Below are 21307 nucleotides of genomic sequence, written 5' to 3'. Positions count from 1 at the left end.
AAGCCGGTGCGCATCGGCGTCAACTGGGGCTCGCTCGACCAGGAGCTGCTGACGCGGCTCATGGACGAGAACGCATCGCTCGCCGAGCCCAGGGACGCGCGCGAGGTCATGCACGAGGCCATCGTGCAGTCTGCGCTGCTGTCTGCCGAGCAGGCCGAGGCGCTCGGCATGGGCGCCGATAAAATCATCCTCTCGGCCAAGGTCTCGGCCGTGCAGGACCTGATCGCGGTCTACCGCATGCTGGCCGCACGCTGCCGCTACACGCTCCACCTCGGGCTCACCGAAGCCGGCATGGGCTCGAAGGGCATCGTCGCCTCGACGGCCGCCCTCGGCGTGCTGCTGCAGGACGGCATCGGCGACACCATCCGTATTTCCCTTACGCCCGAGCCCGGCGGCGACCGCACCCTCGAGGTCAAGGTCGGCCAGGAGATCCTGCAGACCATGGGCTTCCGCTCGTTCGTCCCCGTCGTCGCCGCCTGCCCCGGCTGCGGCCGCACCACCTCGACCGTGTTCCAGGAGCTGGCGCGCGACGTGGAGGCCATGATCCGCGACCGCATGCCCGAGTGGAAGACGCGCTATCCGGGCGTCGAGACGCTGACCTTCGCGGTCATGGGCTGCATCGTCAACGGCCCGGGTGAATCGAAGCACGCCGACATCGGCATCTCGCTCCCCGGGACCGGCGAGAGCCCGGCCGCACCGGTTTTCATCGATGGCAAGAAAGCACTGACGCTGCGCGGCCCCAACATCGCCGCCGACTTCAAAGCCCTCGTCGAGGACTATATCGAGCGTCGCTTCGGCATGGGCGCCAAGCGCGAGGCATCCGCCTGACGCCTGACCGGCGGATCCCCGACCGCGGAATCGCCGCTCAGCGCAAGGGGACGATGAAGTCGGTGTAGGCGCCGGTCTCGTTGCCGATGCCGAGGTCCGAGATCACGATCGACGAGCCCGGCTTCATGACGTCGGAGATCTGCGCCCGGGCATCCTCCGGGATCGTGATCCGGTCGAGGGCCGCGGCGGCGGTCTGGCTCGCCGGGTTGACGGCCGGCACGGGCGCCGGCGCCGTGAGCGTCCGGCTCTTCTTTTTCATGGCGCTCCGGGACGGAGCATAGGGGATCGACGCGACGTTCCATGTCATGTCGGTCTTGTTCTCCGCCACGGCGAGCGCGGTGAAGACGTGGGTGCCCACGGGATCGTCGGGCCGGTCGAACGTCACCTCGACGTCGAAGATGTCGTCATAGCCCTGGCGGACGTAGAGCCGCTGCTTGGCGCGGCTGATGAACACCGACACCGGCCGGTCGCTGAGCTCGGCGAGCTTGCGCATCGCGCGCTCTTTGGAGAGACCCCGCTCGAGCTCCGCGTTTGCCAGCATGAGCGCATGCATGGCGGCGGTGCGCTTGTCCTCCGCCTCCTTGGCCACGCGCTCGGCCATCGCCAGCGCCTCGTCCGCCTGCTGGTGCGCGATGCGCGTCGCGTCGATCTCGGCGGGAAGGCGGGCGAGCCGATCCTCGAGGGTCGCGATCTTGGCAATGCGCTTGGACGGCTCCATCGCCTTGGATTTGCGCTTGCCGGTCGTCTCGCGCGCGAGGAGGAGGTCGGTAAGCTCGCGCTCGACGCTGACGAGAGATTCCTCGAGCTCGGCGAGATGCGCCTCGAGACGCTCGGCCTCGGCGCGCGCCTCGACGAGCGACTTGCGCATCGGGGCGGCGGCCCTCTGCGCCTCCGCGAGAGAGATCTGTTTCTCAAGCTTGGCATAGCCGGCGGTGCGGATCTCGGCGTTGAGCTTTTCGCCCGCGATGCGGCGGCGCTCGCGGTAGCTGACCGCGTGCGCGGCATCGTCGGATGCGCCGGTGGCACCCGATGCATCGGCGACCTTCGTCTCGCGCGGCATCGCGGCGGCCAGGTCGTCGTCGGGCGGCACGGCTGTGAACAGGCGTTCGTGGGCGATGGCCACCGGCGTCACTGGATCGCGCGAGACGATGACGCGCGTGCCCATCCGCGTCATATCGAAGAGCTTCTTCGAAAAACCGTGCGGCAGGCGGATGCAGCCGTGCGACGCCGGATAGCCCGGCAGCGCACCCGCGTGGAGGGCGACGCCGGACCAGGTCAGGCGCTGCATGTTCGGCATCGGAGCGCTGGCGTACAGGTTCGAATAGTGCATGCGCTTCTTCTGCACGATCGTGTAGACGCCGGCCGGCGTCGCGTAGCCGGCGCGCCCGGAGGACACGGGAGAGGAGGCGATGGCACCGTGGGCATCGTAGACTGTGAGACGCTGGCGGTTGAGGGAGACGTTGACGATGAGCGGACCCACCGCGCGCCGGGCGGCGACAGGCTCCGTCTTCTGTTTCCTCTTCGAGGAAACGGTCGCATCGGACACGACGGACGGCGGGCTCTTGGCTTTCTTGGCCTTTCGCGGGCTGCCGTAAGCCGGCTCGTTCCAGACATCCTGGGCTGCAGCCGGCGGGCCGGCGATGAGAGCCACGGCCAGGAGGGCCCCGAGTGCGAGCGGGCTTGCGCGACGGTGCGCCCGTTCAACGCAGGAATGATGCGGCTTTCCAGATACGCGTGACATACGGCACATCCGCTGCAATCAGAGTTAAAATACGATTTGCAACAAAGACTAGCGAGCTTCGCCTAACGCCCGGTTAGTTGTTACAAGATTATCAGGATTTGATTGCGTGTGGCAGCTCAGGATCGATTCGGGTGCGGATCGGGCCTCCGGTGTGGCCCATTCTCAACGGTCGGCGCACGGCGCCGTTGACGCTGCCTCTCCGCTCCGGTGGCGCCGGGGAGCGGCGGACGTTAGACTCCTTTCGAAATGCTCCAAAGCGTTGCATCACCCCTTCCAGGAGACGCGCGAAGCCCCATGTCGCTCCACCCGCCGACCCGCCGCCTGATGGCCCCCGACATCACCGCCATGAAACGGGTGAAGCCGATCGTCGCCCTTACGTCGTATCACGCGCACACGGCGGCCATCGCCGACAAGTATTGCGACTTTCTCCTGGTGGGCGACAGCCTCGGCATGGTGATGTACGGCTTCGAGACCACCGTTCCCGTGACGCTCGAGATGATGATCGTGCAGGCGCGCGCCGTCGTGCGCGGCGCGAGGCGCGCGCTGGTCGCGGTCGACATGCCGTTCGGGTCCTACGAGGAAAGCCCGCCGGTTGCGTTCCGCAACGCCTCGCGCGTCATGAAGGAGACGGATTGCGGGGCGGTGAAGCTCGAAGGCGGGCGGCGCATGGCGGAGACCACCCGCTATCTCGTCGAGCGCGGCATTCCAGTGATGGGGCACATCGGGCTCACGCCGCAATCCATCAACGTGCTCGGCGGGTTCAAGTCTCAGGGACGGTCGCGCGACGAATGGGCAGCCATCGAGGAGGACGCCCGCGCGCTCGCCGAAGCCGGGGCGTTCGCGGTCGTGCTCGAAGCGGTATCCGGCCCGCTCGCCGCCCGCATCACCGAGGAGATCCCGGTGCCGACGATCGGCATCGGCGCCTCGTCCAGTTGCGACGGGCAGATCCTGGTCATGGAGGACATGCTGGGGCTTTCGCCGCGCGTGCCGAGGTTCGTGAAGAAGTTCGGCGCCGTCGCAACCGCCATCGAGGACGCCATCCGAGCCTACGCCGAGGACGTGAGCGAGGGGCGATTCCCGGCCGAGGAGCATACCTACGCCATGAGCGAAGCGCCCGGGAGCGCGGCCCCTCAACCGGCCCAGGCCACGAAAAAGCCGAAAAAACCGAGCACTTAGCCGATCCTTGGCAGATCGGGCGGGGAATTCGTCTCTCATCGTTTGCCCTGGCCGGCTGAGGCGCGCTATCAAGCGCTCACAGCCCTCGCTGGACGTGCCGCAAGGCACGACCGCGAAACAAAAATACGAACAAGACGATGAATCTGGGGACCTGAGCCGAAGATGGTCGACAAGAACGACGCGCTGTTCCGCGAAGTTGAAGAGGAGCTGCGCCGCGAGCAGTTCGCAAAGCTCTGGCAACGCTTCGGCACCTACTTCATCGTGCTCGCGATCGCGGTGGTGGCCGTCGTGGCCGGATCCCAGCTCTGGGAGGCGCGGCGCATCGCCAACGCCAACGCGGCCGGAGCCGAATACGAAGCGGCAAGCGCGCTCCTGGCGTCGGGCAAGACCGAGGACGCGCTCAAAGCATTCGAGGCCATCTCGGCCGGTGGGCCGCGCGGCTATGCCACGCTCGCCCGGCTGGCGGAAGCCGGCGCCTACCTGAAGCAGGATAAGCGCCCGGAAGCGCTCGCCGTTTTCGACGCGCTCGCGGCCGATGCATCGGCCGATCCGCTGTTGACGAATTTCGCGCGCATGCAGGCCGCCGCCCTTCGGCTCGGCGAGGCGGACTTTACCGAAATGGAGAATCGCCTCAAGCCTTTGACGGCGGACGACAGTCCCTGGCGCTTCACGGCGCGGGAGCTCCTTGGTTCCGCTGCGTTGAAGGCCGGCAAGCTTGATGAGGCGCGCGCCGTCCTCACGCCTTTGCTGGCCGATCCGGGCCTCGGGCAGTCCGCGGGCGAAAGGATTCACCGGCTGATGGCCAGATTAGCGACGGCGGAATTGGCGGGTGCGCCCGCGGCCTCTCCGACCGCCTCGGCGCCGGCGGCTTCGGCCCCGGCCCAAGACGCGGAGACGCCCGCCCCGGCTCCCTGAGTTGCTCCGGAGGCTCCGAACATGGTGCTTGCCCGCTTCGCACGTCCTCTCGGTCTCGGGGCGGTCCTGCTTGTGACGGGCCTGATGCCCGGCTGCTCGGACAGCTTGCCGAGCCTGCCGAAAGTGGGCGAGCTCAATCCCTTCAAGGAGACGACGCCGCCGCTTCCGGGCAAGCGCATCGCGGTGCTTCCGGCGACGGAGAAGAGCGTCGGCGAGCTCGCCGAGGCCAGCGGCCCGCTCACGCTGCCGCCGCCGCGTCTCAACGAAGCCTGGCCGCAGTCGGGCGGCGAGGCCAACGGCGCACCCGGCCATCTGGCGCTTTCGGGGAGCGACCTGCGCCAGGCCTGGAGCGCGAGCGCCGGCCGCGGCAAGAGCAAGGTCGGGCGCGTCTCTGCTCCTCCGATCGTCTACGGCGACCGCGTCTACACGCTCGATTCCGACGGCAACGTCAGCTCCTTCTCGATCTCCGGCGGCTCGGCCGCCTGGAAGGTCTCGCTCGCGCCGACGACCGACAAGACCGGACCCGGCTTCTCGGCGATCACGCAGAACATCCTGAACCTCACGGCCGAGGACGGCGGCGGATACGGCGGGGGGATTGCGGCCGACGGCGGGCGCATCTTCGCCGCCAGCGGCTTCGGCGCCGTGATTGCGCTCGACCCCGCCTCCGGCAACCGCGTCTGGGAGAAAAACCTCGGCGTGCCCATCCGCGTAGCGCCCACGGTCGCTCTCGACCGCCTGTTCGTGCTGACCGTCGAGGGTCGCCTCTATTGTCTCTCGACCATTGACGGGGCTGAGCTCTGGGTGGTGCGCGGGCTGCCGCAGCCGGCGAGCCTCGGCCTCAATGCCAGCCCGATCGTCGCCGACGACATCGTCGTCGTTCCCTATGCGACGGGGGATGTGGTGGCGCTGAGGGCCTCCGACGGAGGCGGCATGTGGTCGGAAAGCCTGTCCCGCTCGCGCACGACCTCCCAGATTGCATCCATGAGCGATGCGGCGCGCCCGGCCCTCGACAACGGCACCGTGTACGCGGTCGGCCACGGCGGACGCATGGTGGCAACCGTCGCCAAAACCGGCGAGCGTCTCTGGTCCCTGACGGTGCCGAGCACGCAGCCGCCCTACGTGGCGGGCGACAGCGTGTTCGTCATCGATACCTCGGGCCAGCTCATGGCCGTCAGCCGCCGCGACGGGCGGACGCAATGGACGACCAAGCTCCCCGGCTCGAATACCTGGACCGGTCCGGTGCTCGCCAACGGCATCCTGTGGCTCGCCTCCAAGGAGGGGCAGCTCGCTGGCGTCGATGCCGCGACCGGCCGCGTGACGGGACAATTGGATATCGGCGGGGCGGTCTTCATTCCCCCCGTCGTCGCCCAGGGCAAGATGTTCGTGCTCACCGACGACGCCAAGCTCGTCGCCTTCAACTGATGCGTCCCGCCCGCCGTGCTGCCCGCCCCCGTGCTCTTCGGCGCGGCACGGTATATTTTCCATCTCGGACGACGCGCGCGAAAGCCGTAGTGTTCTCCCGCCGTTCGGGTTAGGCCTCACCACGCATCATCTTCGCTCCAGGACTTTTCCATGGACCACGACGACACCGCGCTTCCCATCGGCACGCTGCTCGTCGACGAGTACCGCATCGACGGCATCCTGGGGACCGGAGGCTTCGGCATCACCTACCGGGCGCACGACATCAAGCTCGACGTCGATGTCGCCATCAAGGAGTACTTCCCGCGCGACTTCGCGAGCCGGTCCAACACCGTGACCGTGCGGCCGCGCTCGAAGGGTGAGTCGCAACCGTTCGAATGGGGCCTCTCGCAGTTCATCGAGGAGGCGCGCCGTCTCGCCCGCCTGCAGCATCCCAACATCGTGCGCTGCATGCGCTACTTCGAGGGCAACGATACCGGCTACTTCGTGATGACCTTCGAGGAGGGGCGTACGCTCGATGCGTATTTCCCCAAGCCTCCGCAGCAGGCAGAGCTCGATGCGCTGCTCCGCCCGTTGCTCGATGCGCTCGAGGCGCTGCATGCGGCCGGCATCTACCATCGCGACATCTCGCCGGACAACATTCTGGTCCGCGACGACGACAGCCCGGTCCTGATCGATTTCGGCGCCAGCCGCCAGGCGATGGCGCGGCGCACGCAGACGGTGGCGGCAATCGTGAAGCCCGGCTACTCGCCGATCGAGCAATACGATCGCGAGACGCGCCTGCAGGGTGCCTGGTCGGACATCTATTCGCTCGCCGCCACCCTCTATTGCTTGATCGCGGGCGGGCCGCCGCCGGAAGCGTTCTCGCGCATGCGCAACGATTCCTACGTTTCGGCCCACGACGCGGCGCGGGGCGCCTACCGGCGCGACTTCCTGGATGCGATCGACTGGGCCTTGCAGCCGGATCCCGACGAGCGTCCGGTCACGGTGCGCGAGTGGCGGCGCAAGCTCCTGCCGAACCCCAGCTCCACGCGCAGCGTCACGGCCGTGACCCGGCTTGCGCCCAGCGGTTCGGATTCGAAACCGCTCGCGGAGCGCGCCCTCGAGGCCGTCGAAAAGCTCAAGCTCAAGTCGAAGACCGGGGCCGGGCCGAAAGCGGCGCGTCCGCCGCAAGGCGGCTTGCGCTGGCCCGACTATGTGCTGCGCGGCGCCGCGGTCGTCATGGTCGGCGTTTTCGCCGTACGCCTGCTCATGAGCGACGGGACGGCGCCGGAGCCGGGGGCGGCGGAGCCCGCGGCCGACGTCCGAACCGACGGCGACGCCGCGGAGCGAGCTCTGCCCGCGCTGGCGAGCGACGCGGATGGCGTGTGGGGCCGGGTCGCGTTCGTGCTGCGCCGTCTCGGCTATCTGCACGGCGCCGATCCCGCGGCCCTGGCGGACATCCGCAGCGGCCTCAAGCGCTATCAGCACGCCATCGGCCGCCCCGAGACCGGAACGCTCAACCAGGACATGCTGAACCGCATTCTCGACGAGGCGGTTGCGCTCGATCCCTATTTCGTCCCGGGGGCGGCGGTCCACGGGCGCTGGTTCCTCGAGCGGAACACGGAGCGGTGCACCGTCTCGGCGGGCGCGACACACATCGAGGGGCGCACCATCGTTACCGAGCGCCCCGTTCTCCGCTTCACCCGCACGCGCGCATCGGACGGCGATGCGCTCGAGACGCAGCTCGCCGAGAAAAGCCTGTTCGAGGCTGCCGCGCCCGTCACGCTCACGGCCGGAGGCGATGTCTCGACGCTCGCGGGCGCCGACGCATCGCGCTCGCGCCAGGTGATGCGCGCGCTCCGCCATCACGACGGCGAGGTGCAGATGACGGGCGCGTCGGCTTACGGCGGTCCGCTTCGGCTCTCGTTCCCGACGCACGGATTCGAAGCCGCGTTCCGCGCCATGGCGGCCGAGTGCGGGGCCGGCATCCTGTCCTGGATCGAGGACTGGGGGGCGGTGGCGAGGGATTCGGGAGCCGTGGTGTGGAGCGTCGTCGGCAAGGGGTCCGAGGCCGAGGCCAAGGAGGCGGCGCTCGCGACCTGTGCGTCGAAATCACAGAGCGGCGGCTGCGAGTCCTACGCGAGCTTCCATGAGCAGTGCTGGGCGCTCGCCGCCGGCGAGCGCCGCAAGAACGACTGGGTCTCCGGCTGGAGCGTGGGCACGACGGTCGATGCGGCCAAGACCGCAGCGCTCAGAGCCTGCGCCAAGGAGGGCGGCAAGGGCTGCGAGCTCATCACGCATCTCTGTTCGGACGGATCGAACGAGTGGCACGCGTCCGGCGACTGAGGGCGTGAGCCGCCTCAAGGGACCGAACCGACGCTGACGAGGGGAACGCCGATCAGCGCGCCATGTCCCCAGAAGAGCATGACCGCAAAGAGCGCCAGGCCGCCGAGCAACACGAGCACGTCGTTGGTGAAGCCGGCCGGGCTGGGCGGCACCGTCACCGTCCGATGCTTGATCGAGATCCGGTCGTAGACCGCGAACGCGAGGAACGCGCCGAACAGCACCATCGACCCGAGGTCTCCGTTCACGAGCAGATGCGCGAGCGCCCAGGCCTTGATGGCTGCAAGCATCGGATGCTTGACCGCCGTGCGGACGCGCGACGGCACGAACGCGGCAACGAAAAGGATCATGGCCGGCAGCATGAGCAGGAAGGCGATGTGCCGGGTCCACGACGGCGGGTCCCAGAGCACGGGGTTCTTGCCCGGCATGAGCTGCAGCTTGTGATAGCCGAGCACGATCAGCGCGAAGCCCGCAAGCGAGAGAACGGCAAAGCCCACCCTGTAGGCCCCCGCGCCAAAGCGCTCGACCAGTCCGTTCCTGAGGCTCGGCGAGGTCGGCACGAGATGGACGGCGAAGAAAAGCAGAAGGCCGAGAATGAGAGGCAGCATACGGTGGATCCCCCGTCGTGGTTGGGAACGCGAACCCGCGCGGGCGGGTCCGAATCCGGAGCAATGCATGTTTTGCAGTGCACCAACATTGCCCGGCGCTTCGGTTTTTAGCATAATCGCCGCCGGGCGGAACGTGCGTGTGAGGCTCCGCGGCTGAGATCCCATGGCAACGACCGGCAGCTCGGCAGATCGGATTTTCGGCCCCGACGGACGCAACCGGGCCGCGGCGCGGGCTGCGCCGCGTTCGCTCGGGGCGGCGCTGCGCGAGGCCGGCCTCGGAGAGGCCGCACCCGAACGCCGCCGTCGCCGCGCGGATGTCGGGCATACGGATGTCGGCTCTGTGGATGTCGGGAGAGGTGTCGGGACGCCCCCCGGCCACGCGGACAGCGCCGAGCTCTCGTCCGCAATCGCGGCCTCCCGCTCCCCGCGCCTCGCCGTCTTTTGCGATCGGCAAGAGCCGGCCGAACCCGTCCCGCACGTCATCCTCACGTCCGCGCCCGCGACGGAGGGCGTCGTATCGCCGCCGCCCTGGCTCAGGGCAGCGCGCCGGGGCCGCTGGCGCACGCGTCTCCTGAACGCCTTCGGCTGGGTCCTGACGCTGGTCATGGTCGGATCGATCGTCGGGCTCGCGGGCCATGTCCTCGGCCTCTCGCCGGCCTTCGTGCAGGCGACCCTGGACGCGCACCGGTAGCGAGGCCGCGCCGGGCCCGCTTCGCATGTTGCCGATACGAGACGCGTGCCGTTACCGGGAGGCGGCGGTCAGCCGCCCGTCACGCTCATGTGGCGCGCCACCGCCGGGCGCTGGTGGCGCCGGTCGATGACGAAGTCGTGCCCCTTGGGCTTGCGGGCGATGGCGGCGTCGATCGCCTCGAACAGCGATACGTTGTCCGGGCTCGCGCGCAGCGGCGCGCGCAGATCCGCCGCATCCTCCTGCCCGAGGCACATGTAAAGCGTGCCGGTGCACGTCAGCCGCACGCGGTTGCAGCTTTCGCAGAAGTTGTGCGTCATCGGCGTGATGAAGCCGAGACGCCCGCCCGTCTCCTTGATGCGCACGTAGCGAGCGGGCCCTCCGGTGCGGAAGGGAATGTCCTCGAGCGCCCAGCGATCGGCGAGCCGTGCCCGAACCAGGGAGAGCGGGAGATACTGCTCCGTGCGGTCGCCCTCGATGTCGCCGAGCGGCATGGTCTCGATCAGCGTCAGGTCGTGTCCCTCGCCGTGCGCGAAGCGGATCAGGTCGTCGATCTCATCCTCGTTGACGCCCTTGAGCGCCACCGTGTTGATCTTGACGCCGATACCGACGCGCCGCGCCGCCTCCACGCCTTTGAGCACGGTGGGGAGCTCGCCCCAGCGCGTGATGGCGCGGAACTTCGCGGGGTCGAGCGTGTCGATGGAAACGTTGATGCGGCGCACGCCCGCGGCCTTGAGCTCGCCCGCGTACTTTTCGAGCTGGCTGCCGTTCGTCGTCAGCGTCAGCTCCTCCAGGCGTCCGGACTCGAGATGACGCGACAGCGCGCGGAAGAGCGACAGGATGTTCTTGCGCACGAGCGGCTCTCCGCCGGTGATGCGCAGCTTCCTGACACCCTTCGCAATGAAGGCAGAGGAGAGCCGGTCCAGTTCTTCGAGCGTGAGCAGGTCCTTCTTGGGCAGAAAGGACATGTGCTCGCTCATGCAGTAGACGCAGCGGAAATCGCAGCGGTCCGTCACCGAGACACGCAGATAGGTCACGTGCCGCCCGAACGGATCCACCAGGTCCGGGGCCTGAGCCGCGGCGCCTTCAGCAAATGTGTTCGATGGCACGACCGTCATGTCTTCATCCAAGTGGTCTCATCCCGACGGGGACCCGCTCGCTTCATGAGACCTGCTCCGCAGCCGGACAGTGGCCACGATTCGCGGGCCGGCCGTCTCGGAAGCCGAGCCCCCTAAGGTAACGAGGTTCCTGCCGACATCAAGACGGTTGGCCTTGTCTCATAAGGTCGCGCACGATAGTGCTAGGCGCAAACGCCCGAGAAACAAGGGCAAGTCAAAAGGTCTTGGGGGGGAGAGCACCATGGCCACCATCGAGGACGTCGCTGGGGCAGAAACCCGACCCGGTTGGCTCGATCGTGAGGCGATCGTCGCCAGGCCGGGTTTCAACCGCTGGATGGTCCCGCCGGCCGCGCTCTGCATCCACCTGTGCATCGGCATGGCCTACGGCTTCTCGGTATTCTGGAAGCCGCTTCAGGGCGCGCTCATGGGCGCGGACGGCAAGCCGGTTGCCGAGTGCTCGGCCGGCGCCGTGACCTTCGGCGAGAAGGCCGTCGGCACCCTGCGCGCGCTCGCCGCCACCGACTGCAACTGGAGCCAGTTCGACCTCGGCTGGATGTACACGTTCTTCTTTGTCCTGCTCGGCGTATCGGCGGCCATCTGGGGCGGATGGCTCGAGCGGGCCGGCCCCCGCAAGGCGGGCCTCGTCGCCACACTGTGCTGGTGCGGCGGGCTCCTGATCGGCGCGCTCGGCGTCTATCTGCACCAGCTCTGGCTGATGTGGCTCGGCGCCGGCGTCCTCGGCGGCATCGGTCTCGGCCTCGGCTACATCTCTCCGGTCTCGACGCTGATCAAATGGTTCCCCGACCGGCGCGGCATGGCAACCGGCATGGCCATCATGGGCTTCGGCGGCGGCGCCATGATCGGCTCACCGCTCGCGACGTTCCTCATGGACAACGTCTTCAAGACCCCGACGGAGCCCGGCGTCTGGCAGACATTCCTCGCCATGGCGGCGATCTACGCGGTGTTCATGACCATCGGCTCGTTCCGCTACCGCCTACCGCCCGCCGACTGGAAACCGGAGGGTTGGACGCCGCCGGCGAGCGCCAAGGCCATGATCACGAACAACCACGTTCATCTGAGGGACGCCCACAAGACCTCTGCGTTCTGGCTGATCTGGATCGCGCTCTGCCTCAACGTCTCGGCCGGCATCGGCATCATCGGCGCCGCATCCCCCATGCTGCAGGAGACCTTCGGCGGCGCGCTCGCCGGCCAGGATGGGCTCGGCTACCTCGACATGAAGAAGGACGCGGCATTGGCCGCCTCGGCCGCCGCAGTCGGCGCGGGGTTCGTCGGCCTCATCTCGCTCTTCAACATCTTCGGCCGCTTCTTCTGGGCGTCCTCCTCCGACTTCTTCGGCCGCAAGACCACATACTTCATCTTCTTCGTCCTGGGCGCCGCGCTCTACGTGCTCGCCTCATTCTCCGCCGACTGGAAGGTGATGGCCCTATTCGTCCTCTGCTTCTGTATCATCGCATCGATGTACGGCGGCAGCTTCTCGACCGTGCCAGCCTACCTCGCCGACATCTTCGGCACGCAGTTCGTTGGCGCGATCCACGGCCGCCTTCTGACCGCATGGTCAACGGCCGGGATCGTCGGCCCCGTGATCGTCAACTATCTGCACGACACTCGCCTTGCGGACGGCGTCGCTCCCGACAAGGTCTACGGCCATATTTTCTATATCCTTGCCGGGTTGCTGGTGCTCGGCTTCATCGCCAACCTCTTCATACGCCCCCTCGACCCGAAATGGCACATGAGCGACGAGGAGGTCGCCGCCGAGCAGGCCAAGCTAAAATCCGCGTCCGCGTCCGGCAAGGGCGGCTCCTTCGGAATCGGCAAGGGTGGGCTGGATTTCAAGGCTGCCCTCTTCTGGTCGCTGGTTGGCGTGCCGCTTGCTTGGGGCATCTGGCAGACACTGGTGAAGGCCCTCGTATTCTTCGATTGACGCGGTCTCCGATGGACCACGATCAGCGGGCCTTCTCCCCGAGCGACGGGTGACGGCCGGAATGACGGGTTCAATCAAGATGATAGCTGGGGGACGCGTCGCGGCCCTGGCGGTTGTATTTTTCTCGTTCGATGCGGCCGCCGCTCGCCTGCCTCCCGCGCACGATATGGCAGAGATCACCGCCGGGCGCGCGGCGCCGCGCCTTCCACAGCGGGCACGCCTCATCCGTCTTCCCGACCAAAGGAGCGAGGAACCGGCGCGCGCGCTTGGCCGCACCGTGCCGGAGGCGGTCGCGGGTCTCGCCGCGCTCGTCGCGCTCTGGACCTTATGGCAGACGCGCCCGCAGCGATCCCTCGGCCGGACGGCCGGGAAAGGCGCCCTTCAGGTCGGCGCCTAACGCCTCCCGAGAGACCGGCGCGCCGGCATCGGGGCGCCGTCAGGCCGTCTCGGGCCCCGACCTCCGTCCGCCGGCGGCGAGCAGCGCATCGGCAATCCCGGCCACGTCGTCACGCGAGAACGTCGCCACGCCCGCGCCCGCCTCTCCGCGATCGTCCGCAACCGCAAACACGAGGGGATCGCGCCCCGCAAGCGGCGGGCCCTCGCCCTGTCCCGCGCCCCGCACCTCGATCTTGGGGATCGGCGCCCCCTTGAGGCCCTCGACGATCACGATATCGGCCGGAGCGAGATGCGCGACGACGGCCGCGAGCGGCGGCTCAGGCCCCTCGTGCCAGACGACCGCCGACGCATCCCGAAGGATCGCCCACCGGGTCGGCGACAGGAGCGCCACCGCACTTGCCCCCGCGCGCCGGTGTCGCGCGCTGTCCGTGCCCTCGGCTTCCACGGAGAGGTCGTGGTGGTGGCTGTGCTTGACGGTCGAGACCCGGAAGCCGCGCCGCACGAGCTCGGCGACGAGCCGCTCGACGAGCGTCGTCTTGCCGGAATTCTTCCACCCCGCGACACCGACCACGAACGGCTCGGCGCCCGAGCTCCGCGCGGGCGAAGCCCGAAGAGGGAGCCCCCGGAGCACCTGCGTGGCGGGCGGCCCCGGGGACAGGGACGGGACGCGGGCCAGCAGCCTTTCGGCATGCGCCAGTTCCTCCGGCGTGTTGATGTTGAAGAACGGATCGACCGCCGCCCCGCCGATATCGAGATCGGCGAACGGCACCGTCACCGCCCCGAGCCGATCAACCATCGTCTGCGCCCTGCGCTCCCCGCGCCCGAGCGCGGCTGCGATCTCCGCCGCCGCCGACATCCGCCAGAGGCCGGTCACGTGGTGCCGGCGACCGCGCGATGCGGCCACCGCGACCCACGCGTCCCCGTGCGTGGCGAGCGCTTCCGCAAGGCGGGCCACGAGGTCGCTGGGCACGAACGGCGCATCCCCGGCCACGCTGACCACAGCCTCGATCTCCCGATCCGCGCGCGCAAACCCGTTGAGCGCAGCCAGCACCCCCGCCAGGGGGCCGGCGAAGTCGACCGTCTCGTCGGGCACGACGGGCAGGCCGAGCGTCGCAAAGCGCGCCGGATCCCCATTCGCATTGACGAGAAGGGCGTCGACCTGCGGCGCGAGCCGCTCGGCGATGTGCCGGGCGAGCGGACGGCCGGCGAGCCGCAGCAGCGCCTTGTCGCCGCCGCCCATGCGCCGGCTGAGCCCCCCTGCAAGCAGCACACCCCCGATGCGTTGGATCATGAGAGACCGCCTTCGTTTGCCGGACCGGTGGTGGGACGAGCCTACCGAACGCCACGGCCCGTGCAACGGGTCCCCTCAGGCGAAATATCCGCTACCGCCCCTGGACCGGGATCGCGTCCGGCCCTATCTGGTCGAAAACGGGCTCCAGGGCCGCGCCAAAAGCTTAGGGGCGCGGTTCCGGTTCGAGACAAAATGATCGCGCTCTCGGGAGGCGACCCCGTCTATAATCCGCCGAACGATTGGGTCCCAGGGAAACATTGATGGCCAAAGTTGACCGCCGGAAATTTCTCAAGGTCGCCGGCGTGGGAGGTGCGGCGGCCACGGTCGCGGCCTGCGATCCGCAGCCGGAAGCCCCGGCCGTCGTCACGAGCATGCCGAGCCTGACCTGGCGGCTGACGTCGAGCTTTCCCAAATCCCTCGACACCATCTACGGCGCCGCCGAGACCTTCGCCCGCTGCGTCCAAGAGATGACCGACGGCAGGTTCACGATACAGGTCTTCGCCGGCGGCGAGATCGTCGGCGGGCTTCAGGCGGCCGACGCGGTGTCGGACGGGACGGTCGAGGCCGCGCACACGGCCTCCTACTACTACTGGGGCAAGGACCCGACCTTCGCCGTCGCCACCTGCATCCCGTTCGGCCTCAACTGCCGCATGCAGAACGCATGGATGTACGAAGGCGGCGGCATCGACCTCATGAACGCGTTCTATGCGCGCCACAATATCTTCGGTCTCCCCGGCGGCAACACCGGCGCGCAGATGGGCGGCTGGTATCGCAAGGAGATCAACACGCCGGAGGACTGGAAGGGTCTCAAGATCCGCATCGGCGGCTTCGGCGGCGCGATCATGTCGCGCCTCGGCGCCGTGCCCCAGCAGATCGCCGGCAGCGACATCTACCCCGCCCTCGAAAAGGGCACCATCGACGCGGCCGAGTGGGTGGGCCCCTACGACGACGAGAAGCTCGGCTTCTACCGCGTCGCGCGCAACTACTACTATCCGGGCTGGTGGGAAGGCCAGGCCATGCTCCACTTCTTCATCAACCTCGAGAAGTGGAACAGCCTGCCGAAGAGCTATCAGGCTGTCATCCGCGCCGCAGCCCACACCGCCAACACCACGATGCAGGCCCATTACGACATGCTGAACCCGGCGGCGCTACGCCGCCTCGTCAAGGCCGGCGCCATCCTGCGGCCCTTCTCCGAGCAAGTTCTCGATGCCTGCTTCAAGGCATCCAACGACACCTACGCGGAGCTCTCGGTTACCAACCCCGAGTTCAAGAAGGCCTACGACGCCATGACCGCCGTGCGCGCCGAGGACTATCTCTGGTTCCAGCTCTCGGAGCAGGTGAGCGACACCTACATGATGATCCAGCAGCGCAAGAACATGCTCTGAGGTCTCGGCATCGACGCATCTGGATCCCGGCCGTCCATACGGAGCATGGCTTCGCCATGAGGCCGGGGCGACGTTGAGATAAGGCGAGCGTACCCCGCAAAACTGACGTCACTCCGGCGGAGCCTGCCCCGGCGAAGGCCGGGGGCCGGAGTCCGGATACGCGGTCCGCTTCACGGGGCGCGCTATGCCTCATCCTTCGCCATCCGGCCGACGAACGGCAGCTCGCGGTAGCGGTGGCCGACGTCCATGCCGTAGCCGACGACGAACTCATCATTGCTCTCGAAGGCGCTGAAATCGGCCGCCACGTTCACGGCGCGCGGCACCTTCTTGTCGATCAGAACGCAGGTCAGGATCTGGGCTGCGCCACGGGCCGCGATGAGATCCTTGGCGAACACGAGGGTCCGCCCGGAATCGAGCACGTCGTCGACCAGAAGCACGTTGCGGCCCTCGACGCTGAGGTCGAGGTCGCGCAGGATCTCGACGTTGCCGGACGACGTGCGGCTCTTGCGGTAGCTCGAGAGCGTGAGGAAATCCACTTCCGGCTCGAGCCCCGAGCGATAGAGCGCCCGGATGAGATCGGCGGCGAACACGAAGCTGCCCTTGAGTACGGCGACGACCAGCGGTCGCTCGAGATCGCGCGCGGTGATGTCCTTGGCCAGGTCCTCGAGCCGCGCGGCGATGGCATCTGCCGCGTAGATGACCTCGACCTCGGGCACCCGGTCGCTGTGCTCTTCTGTCATGCCTCGATCCTCATCCTCGACCCGCGTTCCGCGCCCCCTGGGGACGCGGCGCGGAAAACGCGGGCTCGCCGCCAATCACGCCCGGCCGCCCCTCCCTCCGGCGAAACCGAAACGCGCTCGAAATCATACGTTTAGCACACGACCCTTGTCTGAGACCGATGCCGAAGGCGGAAAAGCGCCAGGTGTCGGCGGTCGGCCGCACCCGGCGGCGTGCCTGGCGCAGCAACCGCGCCACCCATACGAGTGTACATGCCCCCGCCATATTCGTAACAGATTGATACTGCCCTCGCCTTCCCGCATATAAGGCGCCCGACCACAAGCTGAACCCTCAAGCCAGATCCCGGAGCCGTCCGTGATTCGATTGACGAACGTCGGCCTCAAATACGATCGAGGCCCCGAGATCCTATCGGACGTCAGCTTTCATCTGCGGCCCGGCTCGTTCCACTTTCTGACCGGCCCCTCGGGCGCCGGCAAGACGTCGCTGTTGCGCCTTCTGTTCATGTCGATCCACCCGACGCGCGGGCAGATTCAGCTCTTCAGCCAGGATGTGAGCCGCATCACGACCGGCAAGCGCGCACCGTTGCGCCGTCGCATCGGTATCGTGTTCCAGGACTTCCGCCTGCTCGAGCATCTGACGACCTGGGAGAACGTCGCCCTGCCGCTGCGCGTCGTTGGCAAGCGCCTCGACGACTACAAGGAGGACGTGACGGATCTCCTGCAATGGGTCGGCCTCGGCGACCGCATGCACGGCTACCCTTCGGTCCTGTCGGGCGGCGAGAAGCAGCGCGCCGCCATCGCGCGCGCCGTGATCGGCAAGCCCGAGCTCCTGCTCGCCGACGAGCCGACCGGCAACGTCGACCCGCAGATGGCACGCCGTCTGCTGCGGCTGTTCATCGAGCTCAACAGGCTCGGCACGTCGGTGCTGATCGCCACCCACGACCATCAGTTGATGCGTCAGTTCAAGGCCCCCCGATTGGAGCTGCACGACGGCCATGTCCGGATCGTATGACAGACCCGACCGGCCGCCGATACGCGGGCTCGACCCGCATCGCGCGCCCGACTACGACCCCTACGACGACGTCGTGACCCAGGGCGTCCGCACCGGGGCCCCGCTTCGCACCGACTATGCCGCGCCCCCCTACGAGCCCGAGCCGATCTCCGGCGAGCCGATGCTGAGGCGCGACTACGAGCACACGGCGCGCTCCGACGCCTACGCTCCCGCGCGGGCGGCGCGCAAAGCCGAATCGATGACCGCGCCGATCGTGCCGGCCGGATCCGTCACCGGCCGCTCGCTGACGCTCGTCATCACCATCATGTGCTTCCTCGCCTGCCTGACCGTGGGCACGGTCCACCTGATCCGCGAATCGGCCAACGGCTGGCTGAAGGACATCGCCAGCGAGGTCACGGTCCAGGTGCAGGCCAAGGACGGCGCCGACACCGACAAGACCGTAGAGGAGGTCGCGAAATACCTCGCCCAGCAGAGCGGCATCAGCAAGGTGACGGTGATGACCGCCGCCGAGTCCGCGGGCCTGCTCGAGCCCTGGCTCGGCCAGATCGACGACCTCGGCGCTCTGCCGCTGCCCCGCCTCATCGCGCTCGAGCTGGATCGGGCTGCCGCGCCGGATCTCGACGGGATCCGCACCGCCCTCTCGAGCCAGTTCCAGGGCACGACGCTCGACGACCATCGCCGCTGGCAGCAGCAGATCGCCACCATCACCAACAGCTTCGCGCTCGGCGGCCTCTTTATTCTCGCACTCGTCGGCATGGCGACGACCGCCATCATCGTCTCGGCGACGAAAAGCTCGATGGCCTCCAACCGGGAGATCGTCGAGGTCTTGCATTTCGTCGGCGCGACGGACCGTTTCATCGCCCGCGAGTTCGAGAAGCACTTCCTCCGCCTCGGCGTGCGCGCCGGACTGGTCGGTGCGTCATTCGCGCTCGCCGTGTTCCTGTTGATGCCGACCATCGTTCAGGTGCTCGGCGGCGGGGCGATGACGCTGACCGAGCTGCACCGGCTGGTGGGCTCGGGCACCCTGGACGTGGCAGGCTACGTGCTTCTCGGGATCGTCGTGGTCGTCATTTCGGCGCTCTGCATGCTGACGTCGCGGTTCGGCGTTTTCCGCATCCTGAACAGCAAGCATTGAGGGCTCTGCCGGTTGCGGGCTTTTCTCCGCCGCACCCGACGGTTGGCCGGGCGAAGCTCGGCGCGGTGCATCCTTTCCACCGACGTGTCACAAGGAGGACGAAATCGGCTACTCTCCTGATGCAGGGTCGCGTCGGAGTTTCTCGGAGACGCCGAGGTCCGTTCGGGGCCGGATGAGCACGATGAGCTGGGGACGCATCTTGGTTGGCTTCACGGCGGGGCTGCTGGCGCTGACGGCGGTCGGCTTCGTCCTGTTCGCGAATGCCGTGATGCGCGAGCCCGAGGTCGAGGACCTGCGCGCCGACGGCATCGTGGTGCTGACCGGCGGCCAGACCCGCATCGCGGAGGCCGCCCGCCTGCTCGAGGAGAAGCGCGGCGAGCGGCTGCTCATCTCGGGCGTCAATCAGAGGACCGGCCGGCCCTCGCTGCTCCGCATCTCCGGCCTCGACGAGGCGACCTTCAACTGCTGCGTCGATCTCGGCTATCAGGCCCAGAACACGGTCGGCAACGCCGACGAGACGCGCCGCTGGGCCGAGGCGCTCGGCTACGACAGCCTGATCGTCGTGACCGCGAGCTACCACATGCCACGCAGCCTGGCCGAGCTTGCGCGCGAGATGCCGAACATCGCCCTCGTCCCCCATCCGGTGGACCCCGACGGCCTGCGCCGCAAGGTCTGGTGGCGCGATGCGGCAGCAACGCGCCTGCTCGCCTCCGAATACCTCAAGTTCCTGCCGGCGGCCGCGCGGCTGGTGATCGCGCGCGGCCTCTCCCCCTGGCAGACGACATCGGAAACCGCCGCCTCGGCGAGCCTCCGTAAGTCGTAGCCCGCGATCGACACTAGACCAGGGACGATTTCATCGGGATAAGATCGGCCGAGAGCGGGTCCGAACGGCCCGCCCGCCCGCAACGGCTCCCGAGAAACACGCTCCACCCGATGCTCCTCGTCCGCTCCCTTCTCTTCACCGCAGCCTTCTACGTGACGACGGCCCTGATGCTGATCCTTGGCTCGTGGCTCCTGCTCGCACCCCGAAGCTGGGCCATGGCGGGCCTCAAGCTGCACGGCATCATCTGCGTCTGGCTGCTGCGCGTGATCGCCGGCACCAAGCTCGAGGTGCGCGGCCGCGACAAGCTGCCGGAAGGGGCTATTCTCGTCGTCTCGAAGCACCAGTCGGCCTGGGACACGTTCGGCCTCATCCCGCTCTTCCGTGATCCTGCCATCGTCCTGAAAGACGAGCTCCGCTGGATCCCGTTCTACGGCTGGTTCTGCGTCAAGTTCGAGCACATCCTGGTCAAGCGCGACAGGGCCGCCAAGGCGCTCAAGGCCATGATCGCCGATGCCGAGATCCGCAAGGCCCAGGGCCGCGAGATCGTGATCTTCCCCGAAGGCACGCGCCAGGCGCCGGGCGCGCCCCCCGACTACAAGCCGGGCTACATCGCGCTCTACGAAGCCCTCGATCTTCATTGCGTGCCGCTGGCGCTGAACTCAGGACTGTTCTGGCCGCGCCGCTCGCTCCTCCGCCATCCCGGCACCATCGTCGTCGAGTTCCTGGACCCGATCCCGCCGGGCCTGCCGCGCAAGGAGTTCCGCGCCCTCCTCGAGGAACGCCTCGAAGCCGCAGCAGGGCGCCTCGTCGCCGAGGGCCGGGGTCGCGTCTCGATTTGAGTTCTGGAGAGCAGATGATGGAAACGAGCGTCAGAAAGCTCTTCGAGAGATACGAGCGCGTCTTCAAGCGGTCCCTGAGTGGGGACATGGACATGGACGAGGCCGCAGCGCTCTATGCGGCCGAGTTCATAGCAGCCACGCCCGCGGGCGTGAGGACCGGAAAGAACGACGATCGGCTCAAGGAGGTCATGGTCCGGGGCTATGCACGCGAGCGGGCAGTAGGAATGAAAGACATGGCGATCCGCCATGTCCGCCTCTCCCCCATCGATGACCGTCATTGCGTGGCCCATGTTGCATGGACGGCGACCTATGCCCGCAGCGGTCGCCCCGACGTCGCGATAGATTTCGATGTTCACTACTTCGTCCAGACGCTCGACGGGGAGCCGAAGGTGTTCGGCTGGGTGTCGGGCGATGAGCAGGCGCTTCTGCGGACGCACGGCATTCTCTGACGTCCGTCCGACCCCTGACGGGATACAAGAACAAATAAGAACTTAAAGAGAACATTTTATTGACGCCTCCGAGCCGGCTTCTTATATTTGAGGGCCATTATCGAGAGGGCCCCGGCGCGCAAATGGCAGACGCCCCCGCATTCCTGGCGCCGATCTCCGAGGAGATCTGGCGCCGCAAATACCGCTTTCAAAACGAGACGGCGCACGACGCCACGCTGGCCGACACATTCCGGCGCGTCGCGGAAGCCGCCGCCTCCGTCGAGAAGGGCGGCCGGCGCGTGCGCGCCCGCTGGGCCGAGCGCTTCTACGAGGCGATGGCGGATTTCGGTTTCGTGCCGGCGGGCCGCATCCTGGCGGGGGCCGGCACCGGGCGCTCCGTCACACTCTTCAACTGCTTCGTCATGGGCCGCATCGAGGACGATCTCGCCTCCATCTTCGACAACGTGAAGGAGGCCGCCCTCACCATGCAGCAGGGCGGCG

At 68.0% G+C, this 21307-nt stretch carries 20 protein-coding genes; 15 read left to right on the top strand and 5 right to left on the bottom strand.

Going from position 1 to position 21307, the window contains the following annotated elements:
* Nucleotides 1-828 (top strand): flavodoxin-dependent (E)-4-hydroxy-3-methylbut-2-enyl-diphosphate synthase (locus V7082_RS17240; protein WP_334150531.1); only part of this gene is annotated, 828 nt, incomplete at its 5' end.
* A gap of 37 nt (nt 829-865) precedes the next feature.
* Here the strand turns inward: V7082_RS17240 and V7082_RS17235 are convergent.
* Complete coding sequence (locus V7082_RS17235; protein ID WP_334150529.1) at nt 866-2569, bottom strand: L,D-transpeptidase; 1704 nt, start codon at nt 2567-2569, stop codon at nt 866-868.
* A gap of 294 nt (nt 2570-2863) precedes the next feature.
* Between V7082_RS17235 and panB the strand changes: the two genes are divergently transcribed.
* From panB to V7082_RS17215, 4 genes are all read left to right on the top strand, one after another.
* Nucleotides 2864-3745, top strand: coding sequence for a 3-methyl-2-oxobutanoate hydroxymethyltransferase (gene panB / locus V7082_RS17230; protein ID WP_334150528.1), 882 nt, complete (start codon nt 2864-2866; stop codon nt 3743-3745).
* Nucleotides 3746-3907: 162 nt separating this feature from the next.
* Nucleotides 3908-4660 (top strand): tetratricopeptide repeat protein, encoded by a 753-nt coding sequence (locus tag V7082_RS17225; protein WP_334150526.1) that lies wholly within the window; start codon nt 3908-3910, stop codon nt 4658-4660.
* Between the two features lie 21 nt (nt 4661-4681).
* The gene (locus tag V7082_RS17220) at nt 4682-6082 is read left to right on the top strand and encodes an outer membrane protein assembly factor BamB family protein (RefSeq protein WP_334150524.1); all 1401 of its coding nucleotides are present in this window, start codon (nt 4682-4684) and stop codon (nt 6080-6082) included.
* A 150-nt stretch (nt 6083-6232) separates the two neighbouring features.
* Nucleotides 6233-8407, top strand: coding sequence for a protein kinase domain-containing protein (locus tag V7082_RS17215; RefSeq protein ID WP_334150522.1), 2175 nt, complete (start codon nt 6233-6235; stop codon nt 8405-8407).
* A gap of 14 nt (nt 8408-8421) precedes the next feature.
* Here the strand turns inward: V7082_RS17215 and V7082_RS17210 are convergent, their stop codons facing one another.
* The gene (locus tag V7082_RS17210) at nt 8422-9012 is read right to left on the bottom strand and encodes an NnrU family protein (protein WP_334150521.1); all 591 of its coding nucleotides are present in this window, start codon (nt 9010-9012) and stop codon (nt 8422-8424) included.
* Between the two features lie 163 nt (nt 9013-9175).
* On the opposite strand from V7082_RS17210, the gene V7082_RS17205 reads away from it, so the two are divergent.
* Nucleotides 9176-9703 carry a hypothetical protein gene (locus V7082_RS17205; RefSeq protein WP_334150519.1) on the top strand — a complete coding sequence of 176 codons (528 nt, stop codon included), beginning with the start codon at nt 9176-9178 and terminating at the stop codon, nt 9701-9703.
* 68 nt (nt 9704-9771) lie between these two features.
* Here the strand turns inward: V7082_RS17205 and moaA are convergent, their stop codons facing one another.
* Nucleotides 9772-10818, bottom strand: coding sequence for a GTP 3',8-cyclase MoaA (moaA, locus tag V7082_RS17200; protein WP_334150518.1), 1047 nt, complete (start codon nt 10816-10818; stop codon nt 9772-9774).
* Nucleotides 10819-11059: 241 nt separating this feature from the next.
* Between moaA and V7082_RS17195 the strand changes: the two genes are divergently transcribed.
* Both V7082_RS17195 and V7082_RS17190 read left to right on the top strand, forming a co-directional pair.
* Nucleotides 11060-12760 (top strand): OFA family MFS transporter, encoded by a 1701-nt coding sequence (locus tag V7082_RS17195; protein WP_334150516.1) that lies wholly within the window; start codon nt 11060-11062, stop codon nt 12758-12760.
* Between the two features lie 61 nt (nt 12761-12821).
* Nucleotides 12822-13157 carry a hypothetical protein gene (locus V7082_RS17190; RefSeq protein ID WP_334150515.1) on the top strand — a complete coding sequence of 112 codons (336 nt, stop codon included), beginning with the start codon at nt 12822-12824 and terminating at the stop codon, nt 13155-13157.
* A gap of 39 nt (nt 13158-13196) precedes the next feature.
* Here the strand turns inward: V7082_RS17190 and mobA are convergent, their stop codons facing one another.
* A complete protein-coding gene (gene mobA / locus V7082_RS17185) occupies nt 13197-14447 on the bottom strand; it encodes a molybdenum cofactor guanylyltransferase MobA (RefSeq protein WP_334150513.1) in 1251 nt (416 codons plus the stop codon).
* Between the two features lie 260 nt (nt 14448-14707).
* Between mobA and V7082_RS17180 the strand changes: the two genes are divergently transcribed.
* Nucleotides 14708-15832: a TRAP transporter substrate-binding protein gene (locus V7082_RS17180; protein ID WP_334150512.1), complete on the top strand. Its 1125-nt coding sequence runs from the start codon at nt 14708-14710 to the stop codon at nt 15830-15832.
* A 182-nt stretch (nt 15833-16014) separates the two neighbouring features.
* Here the strand turns inward: V7082_RS17180 and hpt are convergent, their stop codons facing one another.
* The gene (gene hpt, locus V7082_RS17175; RefSeq protein WP_334150510.1) at nt 16015-16572 is read right to left on the bottom strand and encodes a hypoxanthine phosphoribosyltransferase; all 558 of its coding nucleotides are present in this window, start codon (nt 16570-16572) and stop codon (nt 16015-16017) included.
* A 352-nt stretch (nt 16573-16924) separates the two neighbouring features.
* Between hpt and ftsE the strand changes: the two genes are divergently transcribed.
* From ftsE to V7082_RS17145, 6 genes are all read left to right on the top strand, one after another.
* Nucleotides 16925-17581, top strand: a complete 657-nt coding sequence (gene ftsE / locus V7082_RS17170) for a cell division ATP-binding protein FtsE (RefSeq protein ID WP_334150509.1) — start codon at nt 16925-16927, stop codon at nt 17579-17581.
* A complete protein-coding gene (locus tag V7082_RS17165; protein WP_334150508.1) occupies nt 17565-18716 on the top strand; it encodes an ABC transporter permease in 1152 nt (383 codons plus the stop codon). The genes ftsE and V7082_RS17165 overlap by 17 nt, the downstream gene beginning before the upstream one ends.
* 181 nt (nt 18717-18897) lie before the next feature.
* Nucleotides 18898-19539, top strand: coding sequence for a YdcF family protein (locus V7082_RS17160; RefSeq protein ID WP_334150506.1), 642 nt, complete (start codon nt 18898-18900; stop codon nt 19537-19539).
* A gap of 110 nt (nt 19540-19649) precedes the next feature.
* Entirely contained in the window at nt 19650-20378 is a 729-nt protein-coding gene (locus tag V7082_RS17155; protein ID WP_334150504.1) for a lysophospholipid acyltransferase family protein, read from the top strand.
* A gap of 17 nt (nt 20379-20395) precedes the next feature.
* On the top strand, nt 20396-20827 hold the full coding sequence (locus V7082_RS17150) for a nuclear transport factor 2 family protein (protein WP_334150533.1): 432 nt from the start codon (nt 20396-20398) through the stop codon (nt 20825-20827).
* A 122-nt stretch (nt 20828-20949) separates the two neighbouring features.
* The coding region (locus V7082_RS17145; protein WP_334150502.1) for a ribonucleotide reductase N-terminal alpha domain-containing protein at nt 20950-21307 on the top strand (358 nt) is incomplete at its 3' end.

The organism is Hyphomicrobium sp. (genome assembly GCF_036833075.1).
Lineage (GTDB): Bacteria > Pseudomonadota > Alphaproteobacteria > Rhizobiales > Hyphomicrobiaceae > Hyphomicrobium_C.
This window is presented reverse-complemented; position numbering and strand designations above follow the sequence as displayed.